This window comes from Kitasatospora purpeofusca (genome assembly GCF_036010405.1).
In the GTDB taxonomy this organism is placed as follows: Bacteria; Actinomycetota; Actinomycetes; order Streptomycetales; family Streptomycetaceae; genus Kitasatospora; species Kitasatospora purpeofusca.
Genome location: NZ_CP108561.1, coordinates 5,004,714 through 5,021,703, shown reverse-complemented (window position 1 = coordinate 5,021,703; position 16,990 = coordinate 5,004,714). Strand labels below are relative to the sequence as shown.

The following is a 16,990-nucleotide window of genomic DNA, read 5'->3' as shown; positions in this document are numbered from 1 at the left end:
GGTAACGAGGTTCAGGGGGCCGCGGAGGTGGTTCGGACCGGGCCGGTCACTTCTTCTTCGGCCGCTGCCCGCCGCGCTTGGGCTGCTGTCGGCCGCCCTGCTGACGGGTCCCGGCCGGCTTGGCGCCCGCCGGACGGGCCGCGGTCTGCTTGGCGGTACCGGCCGCACCGGCCGCACCGGTGCTCGCGCTGTCGGTCGGGTCCGCGGACACCGAGTCCGTCGGCGCCGAGTCCGCGGGCTGCTCGGCCGGGGCGTCCTTGGTCAGGCTCGCCGGCTGGCCGGCACCGTGCTGGCGCTGCGACTTGGTCTGCTTCCGCGGCTGCTGGCGGCGCACCTGCACCGACTCCTCCACCACGGCCTCGGCGGTGGCGGCCGACTTCTTCGCCGGCAGCAGGCCCCACAGCGGGCCCTGGATCACCGAGCCGTCCGGGTTCAGCCGGCCCTGCTTCTTCAGCCGGTCCTGACGCTCGTCCCAGGCCTTGCTGCCCGGCGTCGGGTTGTTGCGGATGACGATCAGCTGCTGGCCCATCGACCAGATGTTGGTGGTCAGCCAGTAGACCAGGACGCCGACGGGGAAGTTGATGCCCATCACGGCGAACATGATCGGGAAGACGTACATCAGCATCTTCTGCTGCTGCATGAACGGCGTCTTCACCGTGAGGTCGATGTTCTTCGTCATCAGCTGGCGCTGGGTGATGAACTGCGAGAGCGACATCAGGACGATCATCACGGCGACGACGATCTTGACGCTGACCTCGCTGCTGCCGACGAAGGTCGCCGAGAGCGGGGCACCGAAGATGTGGGCCTGCTGGGCACTGTCCAGCAGGGTGCCGTCGATCACGCCGATCGGCTTGCCGTCGGCGACCTTGGCGAGCACGCCGTAGAGCGCGGTGAAGAACGGCGCCTGCACGATGATGGGAAGGCAGCTGGAGAACGGGTTGGTACCCGCCTCCTTGTACAGCTTCATCATCTCTTCGGACTGGCGCTGGCGGTCGTTCTTGTACCGCTCCTGGATGGCCTTCATCTTCGGCTGGATCGCCTGCATGGCCCGGGTCGCCTTGATCTGCTTCACGAAGAGCGGGATCAGGCAGATCCGGATGACGACCACCATCGAGGCGATGGCCAGACCCCAGGCCCAGCCACCGTTCGGATCGAAGACGTGGCTGTACAGCGAGTGGAACTGGACGATGATCCAGGACACCGCTGTGTACAAGGGGTTGAGGAAGGAGAAGGTCACCGGTCAGGCTCCTTGGACATTGGAATCGGCCCCACAGGGCCAATGGTCGCCGGGCCCTCTGGGTCCGGACCGGCGGGGGGCATGATCACCGGCTGGTCGGCGGCGGACCGGCCCTTCAGCCGGTCCCGCAGCCGGCGGTGCCACACCGGATGCTTGCGCGGCGGGACATGGTCGACCCCACCGGGCGTCCATGGATTGCAGCGCAGGATGCGCCACACGGTCAGTGCGCCGCCCTTCACCGCTCCGTGCGTCCGCACGGCCTCGAAGCCGTAGTGCGAGCAGGAGGGGTAGTAGCGGCACACCGGACCGAGCAGTGGGCTGATGGTCCACTGGTAGACCCTGATCAGACCCATCAGCAGGTACTTCATCGACCTGCTCCCGTCGGCGCCGAAACAGCATGCTCGGCCTTGAGCAGCCGTTTGAGCGCCGCGTCCAGGTCACGTTCGAGTTCCTGGTACGAGGCGGACGCGGCCGGAGGCAGCGCACGCACCACTATCAGGCTACCGGCGGGCAGCCGGGACAGACGATCACGCACGAGGTGCCGCAACCGGCGCTTGACCAGGTTGCGAGTGACCGCCGGGCCGACGGCCTTGCTCACGACGAAACCCGCACGCGCCGAAGGAGTCCCCTCGGCGACGTGCGGGCGGATGTCGCTGGCCCGGTCGGTATGGTCCCCGGAGCCGTCCTCTCTGGCGAGATGGACGACCAGCAGGGGCTTACCGGCCCGACGACCGCGTTTGACCGCGGTCGCGAAGTCCTGGCGCCGCCGCAGCCGATTCTCGGAGGGCAGCACAGCAGACTCTGGTGCGGATCAGGCGGACAGGCTGGTGCGGCCCTTGCCACGGCGGGCAGCCAGGATGGCGCGGCCGGCGCGGGTGCGCATGCGCAGACGGAAGCCGTGGGTCTTCGCGCGACGACGGTTGTTCGGCTGGAAGGTGCGCTTGCTCACTCGGGGGCTCCTGAGGTGAATCGTAGGATGACGGGTGATCGCTTGGCCGTCACCGTGCGTCCGCGTGATCTCCCCGATTACGGAAATCCGGCCCATCACCCCAGTTCGGCTGGGGTTTGAGGCAATCCACGGCGCCCGTGCTGCGCGCCTTATGGAGCGGGTGGACCCGCGGACATGCGGCAGCGGCCATCGACAACTCGACCTGGTTACGGTACGCGGGACGGGGCACGAGGGTCAAACCAGCCGCCTGGAGGCGGTTTGCCCACAGCCTGTGGACAACGACTTGATCCGGCTCTGTTCGCTGACTACCGTTGCAGGACTTGTCTGGTTTGTTCATTGGAAAGCGTGCACCAGTGGCTGATGTCAACAGCGACCTAGTCCCGGTCTGGGCTCGGGTCGTCGAGCGGCTGGTCGGCGACCCGGACATCGGGGAGATGGACAAGCAGTGGGTGGAACGCACCCAGCCGATGTGGATGATGCACGACACCGCACTGCTGGCGGCCCCGAACGAGCGGGCCAAGCAGGTGCTGGAGGGACGGCTGCTGCCGCAGCTGACCGAGGCGCTCTCCCGCGAGCTGGGCCGCCCGGTGCGGATCGCCGTGATGGTCGACGCCAACGCGATGCCGACCGCGCCCGCCGCCCAGGCGCCCGCGGAGCCGTACCCGAGCCCCTCGGGTCACGACGACCCCGACGACCGGCACCGGCAGGACGAGCGGCCGCGGCAGGACGAGCGCCACGGGCAGGACGAGGGCCACTACGGCGGCCCGGGCTACCCGCGCCCCTACGAGTCCGACTACGACCGGCCCCGCTACGACACCGGCGGCTACGAGCAGCGCCCCGCGCCCTACGGCGGCCCGGCGGCCGGCCCGGTCTGGCCCGGCTACCAGGAGCAGCAGTCCGGCTACCGCGAGCCCGACGAGCCGATGGACCGGCCCGCGCCGAGGGCCCTGCCCCCGTCCTCGACCACCCAGGGCGACCTCTTCGGCGGTGCCTACGGCCCCGGCCCCGGCGAGCACCCGCGGACCGCCGCCGGCCGCCGCGGCCCGGGCGGCCGTCCCGCCGCGCGCCCGGACAAGGCTCCGGCCGAGCGCGCCACCGACCGGCCCGCGGTACCGGGGGTCCCCCCGCCGCCCGGCGCACCGCCCGCCGGCGGGTCCCGCAAGGACGAGCCGGCCGCGCGGCTGAACCCCAAGTACCTCTTCGACACCTTCGTCATCGGCGCCAGCAACCGCTTCGCGCACGCGGCGGCGGTGGCGGTCGCCGAGGCCCCGGCCAAGGCGTACAACCCGCTCTTCATCTACGGCGAGTCCGGGCTGGGCAAGACCCACCTGCTGCACGCCATCGGGCACTACTCGCGCAGCCTGTTCCCGGGCACCCGGGTGCGGTACGTGTCCTCGGAGGAGTTCACCAACGAGTTCATCAACTCGATCCGCGACGGCAAGGCGGACACCTTCCGCAGGCGCTACCGGGACATGGACATCCTGCTCGTGGACGACGTGCAGTTCCTGGCGAGCAAGGAGTCCACGCAGGAGGAGTTCTTCCACACCTTCAACACCCTGCACAACGCCAACAAGCAGATCGTGCTCTCCTCCGACCGGCCGCCGAAGCTGCTGACCACGCTGGAGGACCGGCTGCGCAACCGCTTCGAGTGGGGACTGATCACCGACGTCACCCCGCCGGAGCTGGAGACCCGGATCGCGATCCTGCGCAAGAAGGCGATTCAGGAGCAACTCAACGCCCCGGCCGATGTGCTGGAGTTCATCGCGTCCCGGATCACCCGGAACATCCGGGAGCTGGAGGGGGCCCTGATCCGGGTCACCGCCTTCGCCAACCTCAACCGGGCGCCGGTCGACCTGGAGCTGGCCGGGATCGTCCTCAAGGACCTCATCCCGGGCGGCGACGAGGACGCCGGGCCGGAGATCACCGCCCAGGTGATCATGCAGCAGACCGCGGCCTACTTCGGCCTCGGCGTGGACGACCTCTGCGGATCCTCGCGCAGCCGGGTGCTGGTGACGGCCCGTCAGATCGCTATGTACCTCTGCCGCGAGCTGACCGACCTCTCGCTGCCGAAGATCGGCGCGCAGTTCGGCGGCCGCGACCACACCACGGTGATGCACGCCGACCGCAAGATCCGCTCACTGATGGCGGAGCGGCGCTCGATCTACAACCAGGTCACCGAGCTCACCAACCGCATCAAGAGCTGACTTCCCGGCCCGCCGCGGGGTCGGGCGGCGGGTGGCCGGAAAAGGGCGCCAGGAGCGATCCTGACGCCCTTTCGGCATATCCACAGGTGTGCCCCGCCGGCCGGCGGGGCAGGGATGCCGGTGACGGACGCTCCGCCAGTCCGAGGCCCGCACCGAACATCTGACCAGGGATTCGAACGCCCGGGGTGCGCGAGGCCGAAATCCACAGGCAGGACGGGTTCTCCACTGTCCACAGGGCCGTCGGCCGGAAGTTATCCAGAATTCCTCCACAGGGCCGCCGCCGCTACGCTCTTCCGCGCAGGTCAGGTGCCTGTGGACTTGTGCACAACCGTTGTCCACAGGCTGTGGACAACGGGCGGCCCGTCATTGGGCCGTCCGGGTTGTCCACCGGTTGTCCCCAGGAAGAGGGCGGTTGTCCCCAGGTTGTCCACAGCTTTGTCCACAGTTCGACAACCTTCTGTGGGCGTTCACCCCCAGGTGTGAAAGGCGTCACGAAAAGTTGACCGGGGCCCGTGGATAACCGGGTCCGGATCTGGGGACGGAGCTGGGGATAACCTGTGGATACCCAGCGTGCCCTGTGGGTAACGCTCCGCCGTCCACAGCGGGCCGTGTTCGTCCACAGCCGCCGTCCACATGTCCTGTGGACAAAAAACCGGGCCTGACCTGCTAAAACAGGGTTATCCACGGTTTCCACAGGCCCTACTACTACCACTACACCTATAGACCCATGGACTTGCTCAAAAGCAGGTGGGCCCGAAATCTGTGGACAACCGGGCCCCGACATCCGTTCGAGTTGCTTCCGCCCGTCTGCCCCGTCTGTCGGTGGAGTACGTCAGACTGTCCTCGGCGACTGGAAGCGGAGCGGCCGAGCTCGGCGGACAGCCGCGGCGAAGACCAAGATCAGAAGAACCAGACGTGCGAGCGGGAGCGCTCGATCCAGGAGGCGGTTACCGGTGAAGTTCCGGGTGGAGCGTGACGTCCTCGCGGAGGCGGTGGCCTGGGCTGCTCGCAGCCTCCCGGCACGGCCGCCGGTGCCGGTGCTGGCCGGCCTGCTGCTGACGGCGCAGGACGGCAGCCTGGCCCTGTCCGGCTTCGACTACGAGGTCTCGGCCCGGGTCGGGCTGGAGGCCGACATCGAGGAGGCGGGCACCGTGCTGGTGTCCGGCCGGCTGCTCAACGACATCTCGCGCAACCTGCCCAACCGGCCGGTGGAGATCTCCACCGACGGCCAGCGGGTCAGCGTGGTCTGCGGCAGCTCCCGGTTCACCCTGCCGACCCTCCCGGTGGACGAGTACCCGGCCCTGCCGGCGATGCCGACCGCGACCGGCACCGTTCCGGGCGACGTCTTCGCCTCCGCGGTCAGCCAGGCCGCCGTGGCCGCCGGCCGCGACGACACCCTGCCGGTGCTCACCGGCGTCCGGGTCGAGATCGAGGGCGACCGGATCACCCTGGCCGCCACCGACCGCTACCGCTTCGCGGTCCGCGAGCTGATGTGGAAGCCCGAGCAGTCCGACATCTCGGCGGTCGCGCTGGTCCCCGCCAAGACCCTGCAGGACATCGCCAAGTCCCTGGGCAGCGGCGACAGCGTCTCCATCGCGCTCTCCTCGGGCGGCGCGGGCGAGGGCCTGATCGGCTTCGAGGGAGCCGGCCGGCGGACGACCACCCGGCTGCTGGAGGGCGAGTTCCCCAAGTACCGCAGCCTCTTCCCGACCGAGTTCAACGCGATCGCGGCGATCCAGACCCAGCCCTTCCTTGAGGCGCTCAAGCGCGTCTCCCTGGTGGCCGAGCGCAACACCCCGGTCCGGCTGAACTTCGAGGAGGGCGTGCTCACCCTGGAGGCCGGCTCCGGCGACGACGCCCAGGCCACCGAGCGGATCGACGCCTCCCTGGAGGGCGACGCCATCTCGATCGCCTTCAACCCGGGCTACCTGGAGGAGGGCCTCAAGGCCATCGACTCCCCCTTCGCCCAGCTGAGCTTCACCACCCCGACCAAGCCCGCGCTGCTCAGCGGCAAGGCCGCGGTGGACGCCGAGGCCGACGAGGCGTACCAGTACCTGATCATGCCGGTCCGCCTCTCCGGCTGAGCCCGGGACACCCGGCCGGGCACTCCGGCCGGGTCCGCGCACCGGCCGGATCCCGGTCCGCCGGGCCGTTCGCCCACAGCCCTGTGAACAAACCTGTGGAAGCCTCCCCCGGTCGGCCCCGATCGCGGGGAGGCGCTCGCGCTCCAGCACGTAGGCTCAAGGAAGCGCGGCAACGGCGCCGCCCGCAGAGACGTCACCACAGGTAAGGATTTGGCTATGGAGCTCGGCCTCATCGGTCTCGGCAAGATGGGCGGCAACATGCGCGAGCGGATCCGCCGCGCCGGCCACACCGTCATCGGCTACGACCGCAACCCGGACGTCTCCGACGTCGAGAGCCTCCAGGCGCTGGTCTCCGAGCTGAAGGGCCCGCGCGTCGTCTGGGTCATGGTCCCGGCGGGCGCCGCCACCCAGGCCACCGTGGACGAGCTGGCCGAGCTCCTGTCCCCCGGCGACGTGGTCGTCGACGGCGGCAACTCCCGCTGGACCGACGACATCAAGCACGCCGAGGCGCTGGCCGCCAAGGGCATCGGCTTCGTCGACTGCGGCGTGTCCGGCGGCGTCTGGGGCCTGGAGAACGGCTACGCGCTGATGTACGGCGGCGACGCCGAGCACGTCGCCCTGGTCAAGCCGGTCTTCGACGCGCTCAAGCCCGAGGGCGACTTCGGCTCGGTGCACGCGGGCGCGGTCGGCGCCGGCCACTTCGCCAAGATGGTCCACAACGGCATCGAGTACGCGATGATGCAGGCCTTCGCCGAGGGCTGGGAGCTGCTGGAGGCCGCCCCCGAGGTCACCGACGTCCGCGAGGTCTTCCGCAGCTGGCAGGAGGGCACCGTGATCCGCTCCTGGCTGCTCGACCTGGCCGTCCGCGCCCTGGACGACGACGAGCACCTGGCCAAGCTCAAGGGCTGGGCCGCCGACTCCGGCGAGGGCCGCTGGACCGTCGAGGCCGCCATCGACCACGCCGTCCCGCTGCCGGCGATCACCGCCTCGCTGTTCGCGCGCTTCGCCTCCCGCCAGGACGACTCGCCGCAGATGAAGATGATCGCCGCGCTGCGCAACCAGTTCGGCGGCCACGCGGTCGAGTCGAAGTAGTCCCGAGGCTCCTCCACAGGATCCGAGGCTCCTCCACAGAAGGCGAGCGCAGTCCACCGCCATGCACGTCGCGCACCTGTCGCTCGCCGACTTCCGCTCCTACGCCCGGGCCGAGGTTCCCCTCGACCCGGGCGTGACGGCGTTCGTCGGCCCCAACGGCCAGGGCAAGACCAATCTGGTCGAGGCGGTCGGCTACGTCGCCACCCTGGGCAGCCACCGGGTCGCCACCGACGCCCCGCTGATCCGGCTGGGTGCCGAGAGCGCCGTGGTCCGCACCTCGGTGGTCGACCGGGGTCGCTCCACCCTGGTCGAGCTGGAGATCACTCCGGGCAAGGCCAACCGGGCCCGGATCAACCGCTCCGACAACGTCCGCCCGCGCGATGTGCTGGGCCTGCTGCGCACCGTGCTGTTCGCCCCCGAGGACCTCGCCCTGGTCAAGGGCGACCCGGGGGAGCGCCGGCGCTTCCTGGACGAGCTGCTGACCGCCCGCGCGCCCCGGCTGGCCGGGGTCCGGCAGGACTACGAGCGGGTGCTCAAGCAGCGCAACGCACTCCTGAAGACCGCCGCGATGGCCCGCAGGGCCGGTGGCGGCAAGGGCGCCGACCTCTCCACCCTGGAGGTGTGGGACGGCCATCTGGCCCGGGCCGGCGCCGAGCTCACGGCCTTCCGGCTGCAGCTGGTGGCCTCCCTCCAGCCGCTGGTCCGGGCCGCCTACGGGCAGCTCGCGCCGGGGGGCGGCGACACCGCGCTGGAGTACCGCAGCTCCTTCGAGGGCGAGCTGCCGACCAGCCGCGAGGAGGCCGAGGAGCAGCTGCTCCAGGCGCTGCGGACGGTCCACAAGCAGGAGGTCGACCGGGGGATCACCCTGGTCGGCCCGCACCGGGACGAGCTGCTGCTCAGGCTCGGTCCGCTGCCCGCCAAGGGCTACGCCAGCCACGGCGAGTCCTGGTCGTTCGCGCTGGCGCTGCGGCTGGCCTCGTACGAGCTGCTGCGCTCGGACGGGGGAGAGCCGGTGCTGATCCTGGACGACGTCTTCGCCGAGCTGGACGCCACCCGCCGCGACCGGCTGGCCGAGCTGGTGGCCGGCGGCGAGCAGGTGCTGGTCACCGCGGCGGTCGCCGAGGACGTGCCGAAGGCGCTGGCCGGGGCCCGGTACACGGTCGCCGACGGTGCGGTCCAGCGCGTCACCGCCTGATCCCGCCGTCCGCCGCACCCGCCCCGCGGCGGCTCTCCCCCGCCCCGCCGGGGGCTGCCCGGGCCGGTCCCGGCCGCTTCCGGACGGCTCCGTACGACACCCACCCGCGCCGCCCGGGCCCGTCCGGCTCCCGTACGCTGGACGGCTCACCGTTGTCCACAGGGTGGGGATAAGGAGATCGCCGTGAGCGAGTCGGAGCACCCCGGGCCGACCGGTGCCGATCTGGCGCGCTCGGCGCTGCGGGCGGCCCGGGCGCAGGCCCGCCAGCGCGGTGAGCAGGTGCGCGAGAAGCGCGAGGCGAAGCGCACCGGCCTGCGCAGCGGAGCCCGCTCGGACGGCCGTGACCCGGTGCCGCTGGGGGCGGCGCTCAACCGGCTGCTGACCGAACGCGGCTGGGAGTCCTCGGCGGCGGTCGGCGGGGTGATGGGCCGGTGGCCGCAGATCGTCGGGCCCGACATCGCCGCGCACTGCACCCCGACCTCCTACGACGACGAGGCGGCGGTGCTCACGGTGCAGTGCGACTCCACCGCCTGGGCGACCCAACTGCGCTGGCTGGCAAGACAGTTGGTGGCACGCCTGAACCACGAGCTGGGCCACGGCACGGTGCGCACGATCAAGGTGCTCGGCCCGGCCGCCCCGGTGCGCGGCTACGGCCGGCTGCGCGCTCCCGGCAGCAAGGGGCCGGGTGACACCTGGGGGTGACCCCGGAGGGTGCCGGGAGGGAGCGGACCGTAATCCTCCGGAACCCCTGACGGCCCTTCCAGGCGCTCTGAGCCCCCCGGTCGAGTATCGGGACATGTCCCGAGGGGATTCAGGGCGGCATTTCTGCCCTCAGAGGCTGCCAAACGCCCAGCGATGTCAGTCGTACCGGTAGACTGAAGGGCAAACACTGTTGCTAGTGGCAACCGAGTCGAAACGCCGTGGTCGCACGCCCGCCCGTAGGGGAGCGGGGATGCGGCCCGTGCTGTGCCAGAGAGGGCGCTTCGTGGCCGATTCCGGCAACCCCAGCCAGATCCCAGACCAGACCGACCAGGCCGAGAGGTCGTACGACGCCAGCGCCATCCAGGTGCTGGAGGGCCTCGACGCCGTCCGCAAGCGCCCCGGCATGTACATCGGCTCCACCGGCGAGCGCGGCCTGCACCACCTGGTGCAGGAGATCGTGGACAACTCCGTCGACGAGGCGATGGCCGGGCACGCGGACACCATCACCGTGTCGCTCCTGGCCGACGGCGGCGTCCGTGTGGTCGACAACGGCCGAGGCATCCCGGTCGGCATCATGCCGGGCCAGGGCAAGCCCGCCGTCGAGGTCGTGCTGACGGTCCTGCACGCGGGCGGCAAGTTCGGCAACGGCGGCTACGCGGTCTCCGGCGGTCTGCACGGCGTCGGCGTCTCGGTGGTGAACGCGCTGTCCACCCGCCTCGCCGTGGAGATCCTCACCGACGGCCACCGCTGGACCCAGGAGTACAAGGTCGGCGCGCCGACCGCCCCGCTGTCGCAGCACGAGGCCACCGAGCTCACCGGCACCACCGTCACCTTCTGGGCCGACCCGGACATCTTCGAGACCACGGTCTACTCCTTCGAGACGCTCTCCCGGCGCTTCCAGGAGATGGCGTTCCTCAACAAGGGCCTGACCATCGCCCTGACCGACGAGCGCCCCGAGCACGTCGACGAGGAGGGCAAGCCGCTCTCCGTCACCTACAAGTACGACGGCGGCATCGCCGACTTCGTCGCCCACCTCAACTCCCGCAAGGGCGACGTCGTGCACCCCTCGGTGATCGACTTCGAGGCGGAGGACAAGGACAAGGCGATCTCGGTCGAGGTCGCCATGCAGTGGAACTCCTCGTACACCGAGGGGGTCTACTCCTTCGCCAACACGATCCACACCCACGGCGGCGGCACCCACGAGGAGGGCTTCCGCGCCGCGCTGACCGGCCTGGTCAACCGCTACGCGCGGGACAAGAAGCTGCTCCGCGAGAAGGACGACAACCTCTCCGGCGAGGACATCCGCGAGGGCCTGACCGCGATCATCTCGGTCAAGCTCGGCGAGCCGCAGTTCGAGGGCCAGACCAAGGACAAGCTCGGCAACACCGAGGCGAAGACCTTCGTCCAGCGGGTCGTGCACGAGCAGCTGAACGACTGGCTGGACCGCAACCCCAACGAGGCCGCGGACATCATCCGCAAGTCCATCCAGGCCGCCACCGCGCGCGTCGCCGCCCGCAAGGCCCGCGACCTCACCCGCCGCAAGGGCCTGCTGGAGTCCGCCTCGCTGCCGGGCAAGCTGAGCGACTGCCAGTCCAAGGACCCGGCCGAGTGCGAGATCTTCATCGTCGAGGGTGACTCCGCCGGCGGCTCGGCCAAGCAGGGCCGCGACCCGCGCACCCAGGCCATCCTGCCGATCCGCGGCAAGATCCTGAACGTCGAGAAGGCCCGGATCGACAAGGTGCTGCAGAACACCGAGGTCCAGGCGCTGATCTCGGCCTTCGGCTGCGGCATCCAGGAGGACTACGACGAGTCCAAGCTGCGGTACCACAAGATCGTGCTGATGGCCGACGCCGACGTCGACGGGCAGCACATCCGCACCCTGCTGCTGACCCTGCTGTTCCGCTTCATGCGGCCGCTGGTCGAGTCGGGCTACGTGTACCTCGCGATGCCGCCGCTGTACAAGATCAAGTGGGGCAAGGACGACTTCGAGTACGCCTACTCCGACCGCGAGCGCGACGCCGTGATCGCGGCGGGCGTCGAGGCCGGGCGCCGGCTGCCCAAGGACGACGCGATCCAGCGGTTCAAGGGTCTCGGCGAGATGAACGCCGAGGAGCTCCGCGTCACCACCATGGACGCCGAGCACCGCCTGCTCCTCCAGGTCACCCTGGAGGACGCCGCCCGCGCCGACGAACTGTTCTCGGTCCTGATGGGCGAGGACGTCGAGGCCCGCCGCTCCTTCATCCAGCGCAACGCCAAGGACGTCCGCTTCCTGGACGTGTGACGCCTGCCGCAGGCGCCCCGCACGTACCAGTCCGCGTGAAAGGAAACTGACCACCAGTGGTCGACGACAACCGTCCCGACGGCGAGCAGCCCGAGACCCCCGAGGCCGCCGCCACGGCGACCATGCGCATCGAGCCGGTCGAGCTCGAGACCGAGATGCAGCGCTCGTACCTCGACTACGCGATGAGCGTCATCGTCAGCCGGGCGCTGCCCGAGGTGCGTGACGGCCTGAAGCCGGTCCACCGCCGGGTGCTGTACGCGATGTACGACGGGGGCTACCGCCCCGAGAAGGGCTACTACAAGTGCGCCCGCGTCGTCGGCGACGTGATGGGCAACTACCACCCGCACGGTGACACCTCGATCTACGACACCGTGGTCCGGCTGGCCCAGCCGTGGTCGCTGCGGATGCCGCTGGTCGACGGCAACGGCAACTTCGGCTCGCCGGGCAACGACCCCGCCGCGGCCATGCGCTACACCGAGTGCAAGATGGCGCCGCTGGCCATGGAGATGATGCGCGACATCGACGAGGACACCGTCGACTTCGCCGCCAACTACGACGGCCGCTCGCAGGAGCCCACCGTCCTGCCGGCCCGCATCCCCAACCTGCTGGTCAACGGCGCCACCGGCATCGCGGTCGGCATGGCCACCAACATCCCGCCGCACAACCTCCGCGAGGTCGCCTCCGGCGCGCTCTGGGCGCTGGAGCATCCGGACGCCTCCAACGAGGAGCTGCTGGACGCCCTGATCGAGCGGATCAAGGGCCCCGACTTCCCCACCGGCGCGCTGATCGTCGGCCACCGCGGCATCAACGACTACTTCCGCACCGGCCGGGGCTCGGTCACCATGCGCGCCGTGGTCGAGGTCGAGGAGATCCAGGGCCGCCAGTGCCTGGTGATCACCGAGCTGCCGTACCAGGTCAACCCGGACAACCTCGCGCTGAAGATCGCCGACCTGGTCAAGGACGGCCGGGTCGCCGGCATCGCGGACGTCCGCGACGAGTCCTCGTCCAGGACCGGCACCCGCCTGGTGGTCGTGCTCAAGCGCGACGCGGTCGCCAAGGTCGTGCTGAACAACCTGTACAAGCACACCGAGCTGCAGACCAACTTCGGCGCCAACATGCTGGCCCTGGTCGACGGCGTGCCGCGCACCCTGTCGCTCGACGCCTTCATCCGGCACTGGGTCAACCACCAGGTCGAGGTCATCGTCCGGCGCACCACCTTCCGGCTGCGCAAGGCCGAGGAGCGCGCCCACATCCTGCGCGCGCTGCTCCGCGCCCTGGACATGATCGACGAGGTCATCGCCCTCATCCGGGCCTCGGCCAGCGCCGACGCCGCCCGCAGCGGCCTGATGCAGCTGCTCTCGATCGACGAGCTCCAGGCCAACGCGATCCTGGAGATGCAGCTGCGCCGGCTCGCCGCCCTGGAGCGGCAGCGGATCATGGACGAGCACGACGAGCTGCAGCGCAAGATCGACGAGTACAACGCGATCCTCGCCTCGCCGGTCCGCCAGCGCGAGATCATCTCCGAGGAACTCACCGCGATCGTCGAGAAGTACGGCGACGAGCGGCGCTCGACCCTGATCCCCTCCGACGGCGACCTCTCGATCGAGGACCTCATCGCCGAGGAGGACATCGTCGTCACGATCACCCGCGGCGGCTACGTCAAGCGCACCCGCTCCGACCTCTACCGCTCGCAGAAGCGCGGCGGCAAGGGCGTGCGCGGCGCCCAGCTCAAGCAGGACGACATCGTCGACCACTTCTTCGTGACGACGACCCACAACTGGATCCTGTTCTTCACCAACAAGGGCCGGGTCTACCGCGCCAAGGGCTACGAGCTCCCGGACGCCGGGCGCGACGCCCGCGGCCAGCACGTGGCCAACCTGCTGGCCTTCCAGCCGGACGAGCACATCGCCCAGGTGATGGCCGTGCGCACCTACGAGGACAAGCCCTACCTCGTCCTCGCCACCCGGGCCGGCCTGGTGAAGAAGTCCCCGCTCAAGGACTACGACTCCCCGCGCTCCGGCGGTCTGATCGCGATCAACCTGCGCCAGGACGACGAGGGCCGGGACGACGAGCTGATCGGGGCCGAACTGGTCTCCGCCGCGGACGACCTGCTGCTGGTCTCCAAGAAGGCCCAGTCGATCCGCTTCACCGCGACCGACGACGCGCTGCGCCCGACCGGGCGTGCCACCTCTGGCGTCAAGGGCATGTCCTTCCGCGAGGACGACGAACTGCTCTCGATGAACGTGGTCCGCCCGGACACCTACGTCTTCACCGCGACCGACGGCGGCTACGCCAAGCGCACCGGGGTGGACGAGTACCGTGTCCAGGGACGCGGCGGCTACGGCACCAAGGCGGCGAAGATCGTCGAGGGCCGGGGCTCGCTGGTCGGCGCCCTCGTCGTGGACGAGAGCGACGAGATCATGGCGATCACCCTGTCCGGTGGGGTGATCCGTACGAGGGTTTCCGAGGTTCGTGAAACCGGACGTGACACCATGGGCGTCCAACTGATCAACCTGGGTAAGCGCGATGCGGTCGTGGGCATGGCCCGCAACGCGGAGGCCGAGGACGAGGAGTCGGTCGAGGACGAGGTGGGCGTCGAGTCCACCGGATCCACCGAAGCGGCCGAAGGTACGGGAACGGCGCCGGGCGAGCAGACCGCCCAGGCCTGACCTCGTACCGCGTCGGCCGGTACCGTCACGCCCGTGCATACGTGCGCGACGTGCCGGTACCGGCCGACGACCAGTACCGGGCAATCCCGCCGGGCGCTGGCTGACGAGTGACGAAGCAGGGCGGTGCGGCCGTCCTGGTGGGAAGTGCGGGAGGACCAGTGAGTGGAGCCACGGGTGCTGCGGGAGGAGCCACCGGCGGCCGTCCGGGCGCAGCACAGGGCGGCGGGGGGTACGGCGTGCCGCAGCCGCCGGCCGAGCACCCGGCCGCGTCCACCTCGCTGATGCCCCCGGTGGGCGGTGCGGGCCAGGGCGGCGCTGGGTACGGCGGCCAGCCGGCCCCGCCGCCGGGTGCGCCGGCGGGTGGCGGGAGCGGGTTCTCCCAGCCGACCACCTACACCAAGGGGCAGCCGACCCCGCCCCGGGGCACCCGGGTCGGCGGCGGCCCGACCCCGCCCGGCGGGACGCCCGCCGGCGGCACCCGCCGCCCGGCCGCCCCGCCGGTGGCCTCGGGCGGCCTGGGACGGACCAGGAAGGCCCGGCTGCGGGTGACCAAGGCCGACCCGTGGTCGGTCATGAAGGTCAGCTTCCTGCTGTCGCTGGCGGTCGGGATCATCATCATCGTGGCGGCCGCGGTGCTGTGGATGACGCTGGACTCGCTCGGTGTCTTCGACTCGCTCGCCAAGACGCTGAAGGACGTCACCGGTTCGGACACCAACGGCGGCGGCCTGAACCTCATGGACTACGTGGGCTTCGGCAAGGTGATGACCTTCACCTCGCTGATCGCCGTGGTCGACGTGGTGCTGCTGACCGCGCTGTCCACGCTCTCGGCGTTCATCTACAACGCGGCGGCCGGCTTCACCGGCGGCATCGAGCTCACCCTGGCCGAGGAGGACTGACCGTCCGGGCGTGACCCGGGCTCAGTTCCCGCCCCGCACGGGGCGTTTCCGTCCAGGGGCGGAATCAGCGGGCCCCACCGGCTGTTGCAGCCGGTGGGGCCCGTCGGCATTTCGGGTGACAGCCGCGGCGCGCGGCGCGCCTCCCGGACGGGTCGGGCGGGTGGTGGGCTTAGCTTGGTCAGCCCGTTCCGCGTCTCCCGGCCGCCGCAGGCCCCCCGGTCCCTCCCGGACCCACCCGTCGGGACCGGTACGGCCGCAAAGGCACGGCAGGACGGAGGCGCGCGGTGGCGGAGCTCGCAAGGCGACTGGTCGAGGCCCTGGACGGGCTGCTGGGGGTCACGGTGCCCCTGCGACTGCAGACCTGGGACGGCAGTGCCGCCGGCCCGCCCGGGGCGCCCACCCTGGTGCTGCGCAACCGCCGGGCGCTGCGCCGGCTGCTCTGGCGGCCGAACGAGCTGGGCCTGGCCCGTGCCTACGTCGCGGGCGACCTCGACGTCGCCCCGGGCAGCGACCTGTACGAGGTGCTGCGCGCCGTCGCGCACGTCGCCGAACTCCCGGAGGTGCGCCGGCAGCGGTTCGGCCCCGGTGACGTGCTGGGCGCCAGGGGCCGCCGGGCGGCGGGCGCCCTGCTGCGGGCCGGTGCGTTCGGCCCCGAGCCGGCCCCGCCGGCCGAGGAGGCGCCGGACGGCCTCGGCCGGGTGCACAGCCGCCGCCGGGACCGCGCCGCGATCCACCACCACTACGACGTCGGCAACGACTTCTACGCCCTGGTGCTGGGCCCTTCGATGGTCTACTCGTGCGCGTACTGGGAGCCCGCCGCCAAGAGCCTGGAGGCCGCCCAGGAGGCCAAGCTGGACCTCATCTGCCGCAAGCTCGGCCTGCGGCCCGGGATGCGGCTGCTGGACGTCGGCTCCGGCTGGGGCTCGCTGGTGCTGCACGCGGCCCGGCACTACGGGGTGACGGCGGTCGGGGTCTCGATCTCCGCGGAGCAGGTGGCGCTGGCCCGCCGGCGGGTCGAGGAGGCGGGCCTCGCGGACCGGGTGGAGATCCGGCTCCAGGACTACCGGGAGGTCCCGGACGGCCCGTTCGACGCGATCTCCAGCGTCGGCATGGCCGAGCACGTCGGCGAGGCCCAGTACCAGGTGTACGCGGAGCACCTGTACCGGCTGCTGGCGCCCGGCGGCCGGCTGCTCAACCACCAGATCGCCCGCCGGCCGGACCGCCCCGGCGAGCCGTACCGCCCCAGCCCGTTCATCGACCGCTACGTCTTCCCGGACGGCGAGCTGTCCCCGCTCGGTTCCACGGTGTCCAGGCTGGAGGCGGCGGGCTTCGAGGTGCGCGACGTCGAGTCGCTCCGCGAGCACTACGGGCTGACCCTGCGTGAGTGGGTGGCCAATCTGGAGGCGCACTGGACGGAGGCGGTCCGGCTGGTCGGCCTCGGCCGGGCGCGGGTCTGGCGGCTCTACATGGCGGCCTCCGCACTGGCCTTCGAGGAGAACCGGATCGGGGTCAACCAGATCCTCGCGGTCCGTACCGGCGCGGACGGCGCGGCCCGGCTGCCCGCCACCCGCGCCGCATGGCTGGCCGCCGCGGGCACCGCCTCCGACCTGCCCCTCCCGGAGGGCGCCGGCGGAGGGCCGGGCGTATCGGATTTGGGGGATCGGCGATCGGTCCGCTAATC

The 16,990-nt window shown here is 71.1% G+C and carries 12 protein-coding genes and 1 pseudogene; 9 read left to right on the top strand and 4 right to left on the bottom strand.

Annotation, left to right across the window (positions count from 1 at the left end; translation table 11 throughout):
• Window positions 1-46: 46 nt before the first annotated feature.
• Genes yidC through rpmH form a run of 4 tightly spaced genes read right to left on the bottom strand, consistent with a single transcriptional unit; the run spans window position 47 to window position 2,186 of the window.
• Complete coding sequence (gene yidC / locus OG715_RS22285) at window positions 47-1,237, bottom strand: membrane protein insertase YidC (protein ID WP_266270619.1); 1,191 nt, start codon at window positions 1,235-1,237, stop codon at window positions 47-49.
• The gene (gene yidD, locus OG715_RS22280; protein ID WP_045938903.1) at window positions 1,234-1,605 is read right to left on the bottom strand and encodes a membrane protein insertion efficiency factor YidD; all 372 of its coding nucleotides are present in this window, start codon (window positions 1,603-1,605) and stop codon (window positions 1,234-1,236) included. Before yidD ends, yidC begins: the two co-directional genes overlap by 4 nt.
• Window positions 1,602-2,030 (bottom strand): ribonuclease P protein component, encoded by a 429-nt coding sequence (gene rnpA / locus OG715_RS22275; protein WP_078896308.1) that lies wholly within the window; start codon window positions 2,028-2,030, stop codon window positions 1,602-1,604. The genes yidD and rnpA overlap by 4 nt, the downstream gene beginning before the upstream one ends.
• An 18-nt stretch (window positions 2,031-2,048) precedes the next feature.
• Entirely contained in the window at window positions 2,049-2,186 is a 138-nt protein-coding gene (gene rpmH / locus OG715_RS22270) for a 50S ribosomal protein L34 (protein WP_030392420.1), read from the bottom strand.
• Between the two features lie 353 nt (window positions 2,187-2,539).
• Here rpmH and dnaA point away from each other — a divergent pair, with 353 nt between their 5' ends.
• The 9 genes and pseudogenes from dnaA (at window position 2,540) to OG715_RS22225 (ending at window position 16,988) form a co-directional block, all read left to right on the top strand.
• Window positions 2,540-4,390, top strand: coding sequence for a chromosomal replication initiator protein DnaA (gene dnaA, locus OG715_RS22265; protein ID WP_266270618.1), 1,851 nt, complete (start codon window positions 2,540-2,542; stop codon window positions 4,388-4,390).
• A gap of 953 nt (window positions 4,391-5,343) precedes the next feature.
• Complete coding sequence (gene dnaN / locus OG715_RS22260) at window positions 5,344-6,474, top strand: DNA polymerase III subunit beta (protein WP_093861215.1); 1,131 nt, start codon at window positions 5,344-5,346, stop codon at window positions 6,472-6,474.
• Between the two features lie 195 nt (window positions 6,475-6,669).
• Window positions 6,670-7,566 (top strand): annotated as a pseudogene (gene gnd, locus OG715_RS22255) (phosphogluconate dehydrogenase (NAD(+)-dependent, decarboxylating)); the annotation flags it as partial.
• Window positions 7,567-7,627: 61 nt separating this feature from the next.
• Window positions 7,628-8,761 (top strand): DNA replication/repair protein RecF, encoded by a 1,134-nt coding sequence (recF, locus tag OG715_RS22250; RefSeq protein WP_266270617.1) that lies wholly within the window; start codon window positions 7,628-7,630, stop codon window positions 8,759-8,761.
• 183 nt (window positions 8,762-8,944) lie between these two features.
• Window positions 8,945-9,463 carry a DUF721 domain-containing protein gene (locus tag OG715_RS22245; protein ID WP_266270616.1) on the top strand — a complete coding sequence of 173 codons (519 nt, stop codon included), beginning with the start codon at window positions 8,945-8,947 and terminating at the stop codon, window positions 9,461-9,463.
• A 259-nt stretch (window positions 9,464-9,722) separates the two neighbouring features.
• A complete protein-coding gene (gene gyrB, locus OG715_RS22240; protein WP_266270614.1) occupies window positions 9,723-11,744 on the top strand; it encodes a DNA topoisomerase (ATP-hydrolyzing) subunit B in 2,022 nt (673 codons plus the stop codon).
• Window positions 11,745-11,866: 122 nt separating this feature from the next.
• Window positions 11,867-14,413 (top strand): DNA gyrase subunit A, encoded by a 2,547-nt coding sequence (gyrA, locus tag OG715_RS22235; protein ID WP_266271779.1) that lies wholly within the window; start codon window positions 11,867-11,869, stop codon window positions 14,411-14,413.
• A 158-nt stretch (window positions 14,414-14,571) separates the two neighbouring features.
• On the top strand, window positions 14,572-15,309 hold the full coding sequence (locus tag OG715_RS22230) for a DUF3566 domain-containing protein (protein WP_406091051.1): 738 nt from the start codon (window positions 14,572-14,574) through the stop codon (window positions 15,307-15,309).
• Window positions 15,310-15,593: 284 nt separating this feature from the next.
• Window positions 15,594-16,988, top strand: a complete 1,395-nt coding sequence (locus OG715_RS22225) for an SAM-dependent methyltransferase (protein WP_266270612.1) — start codon at window positions 15,594-15,596, stop codon at window positions 16,986-16,988.
• Window positions 16,989-16,990 lie beyond the last annotated feature (2 nt).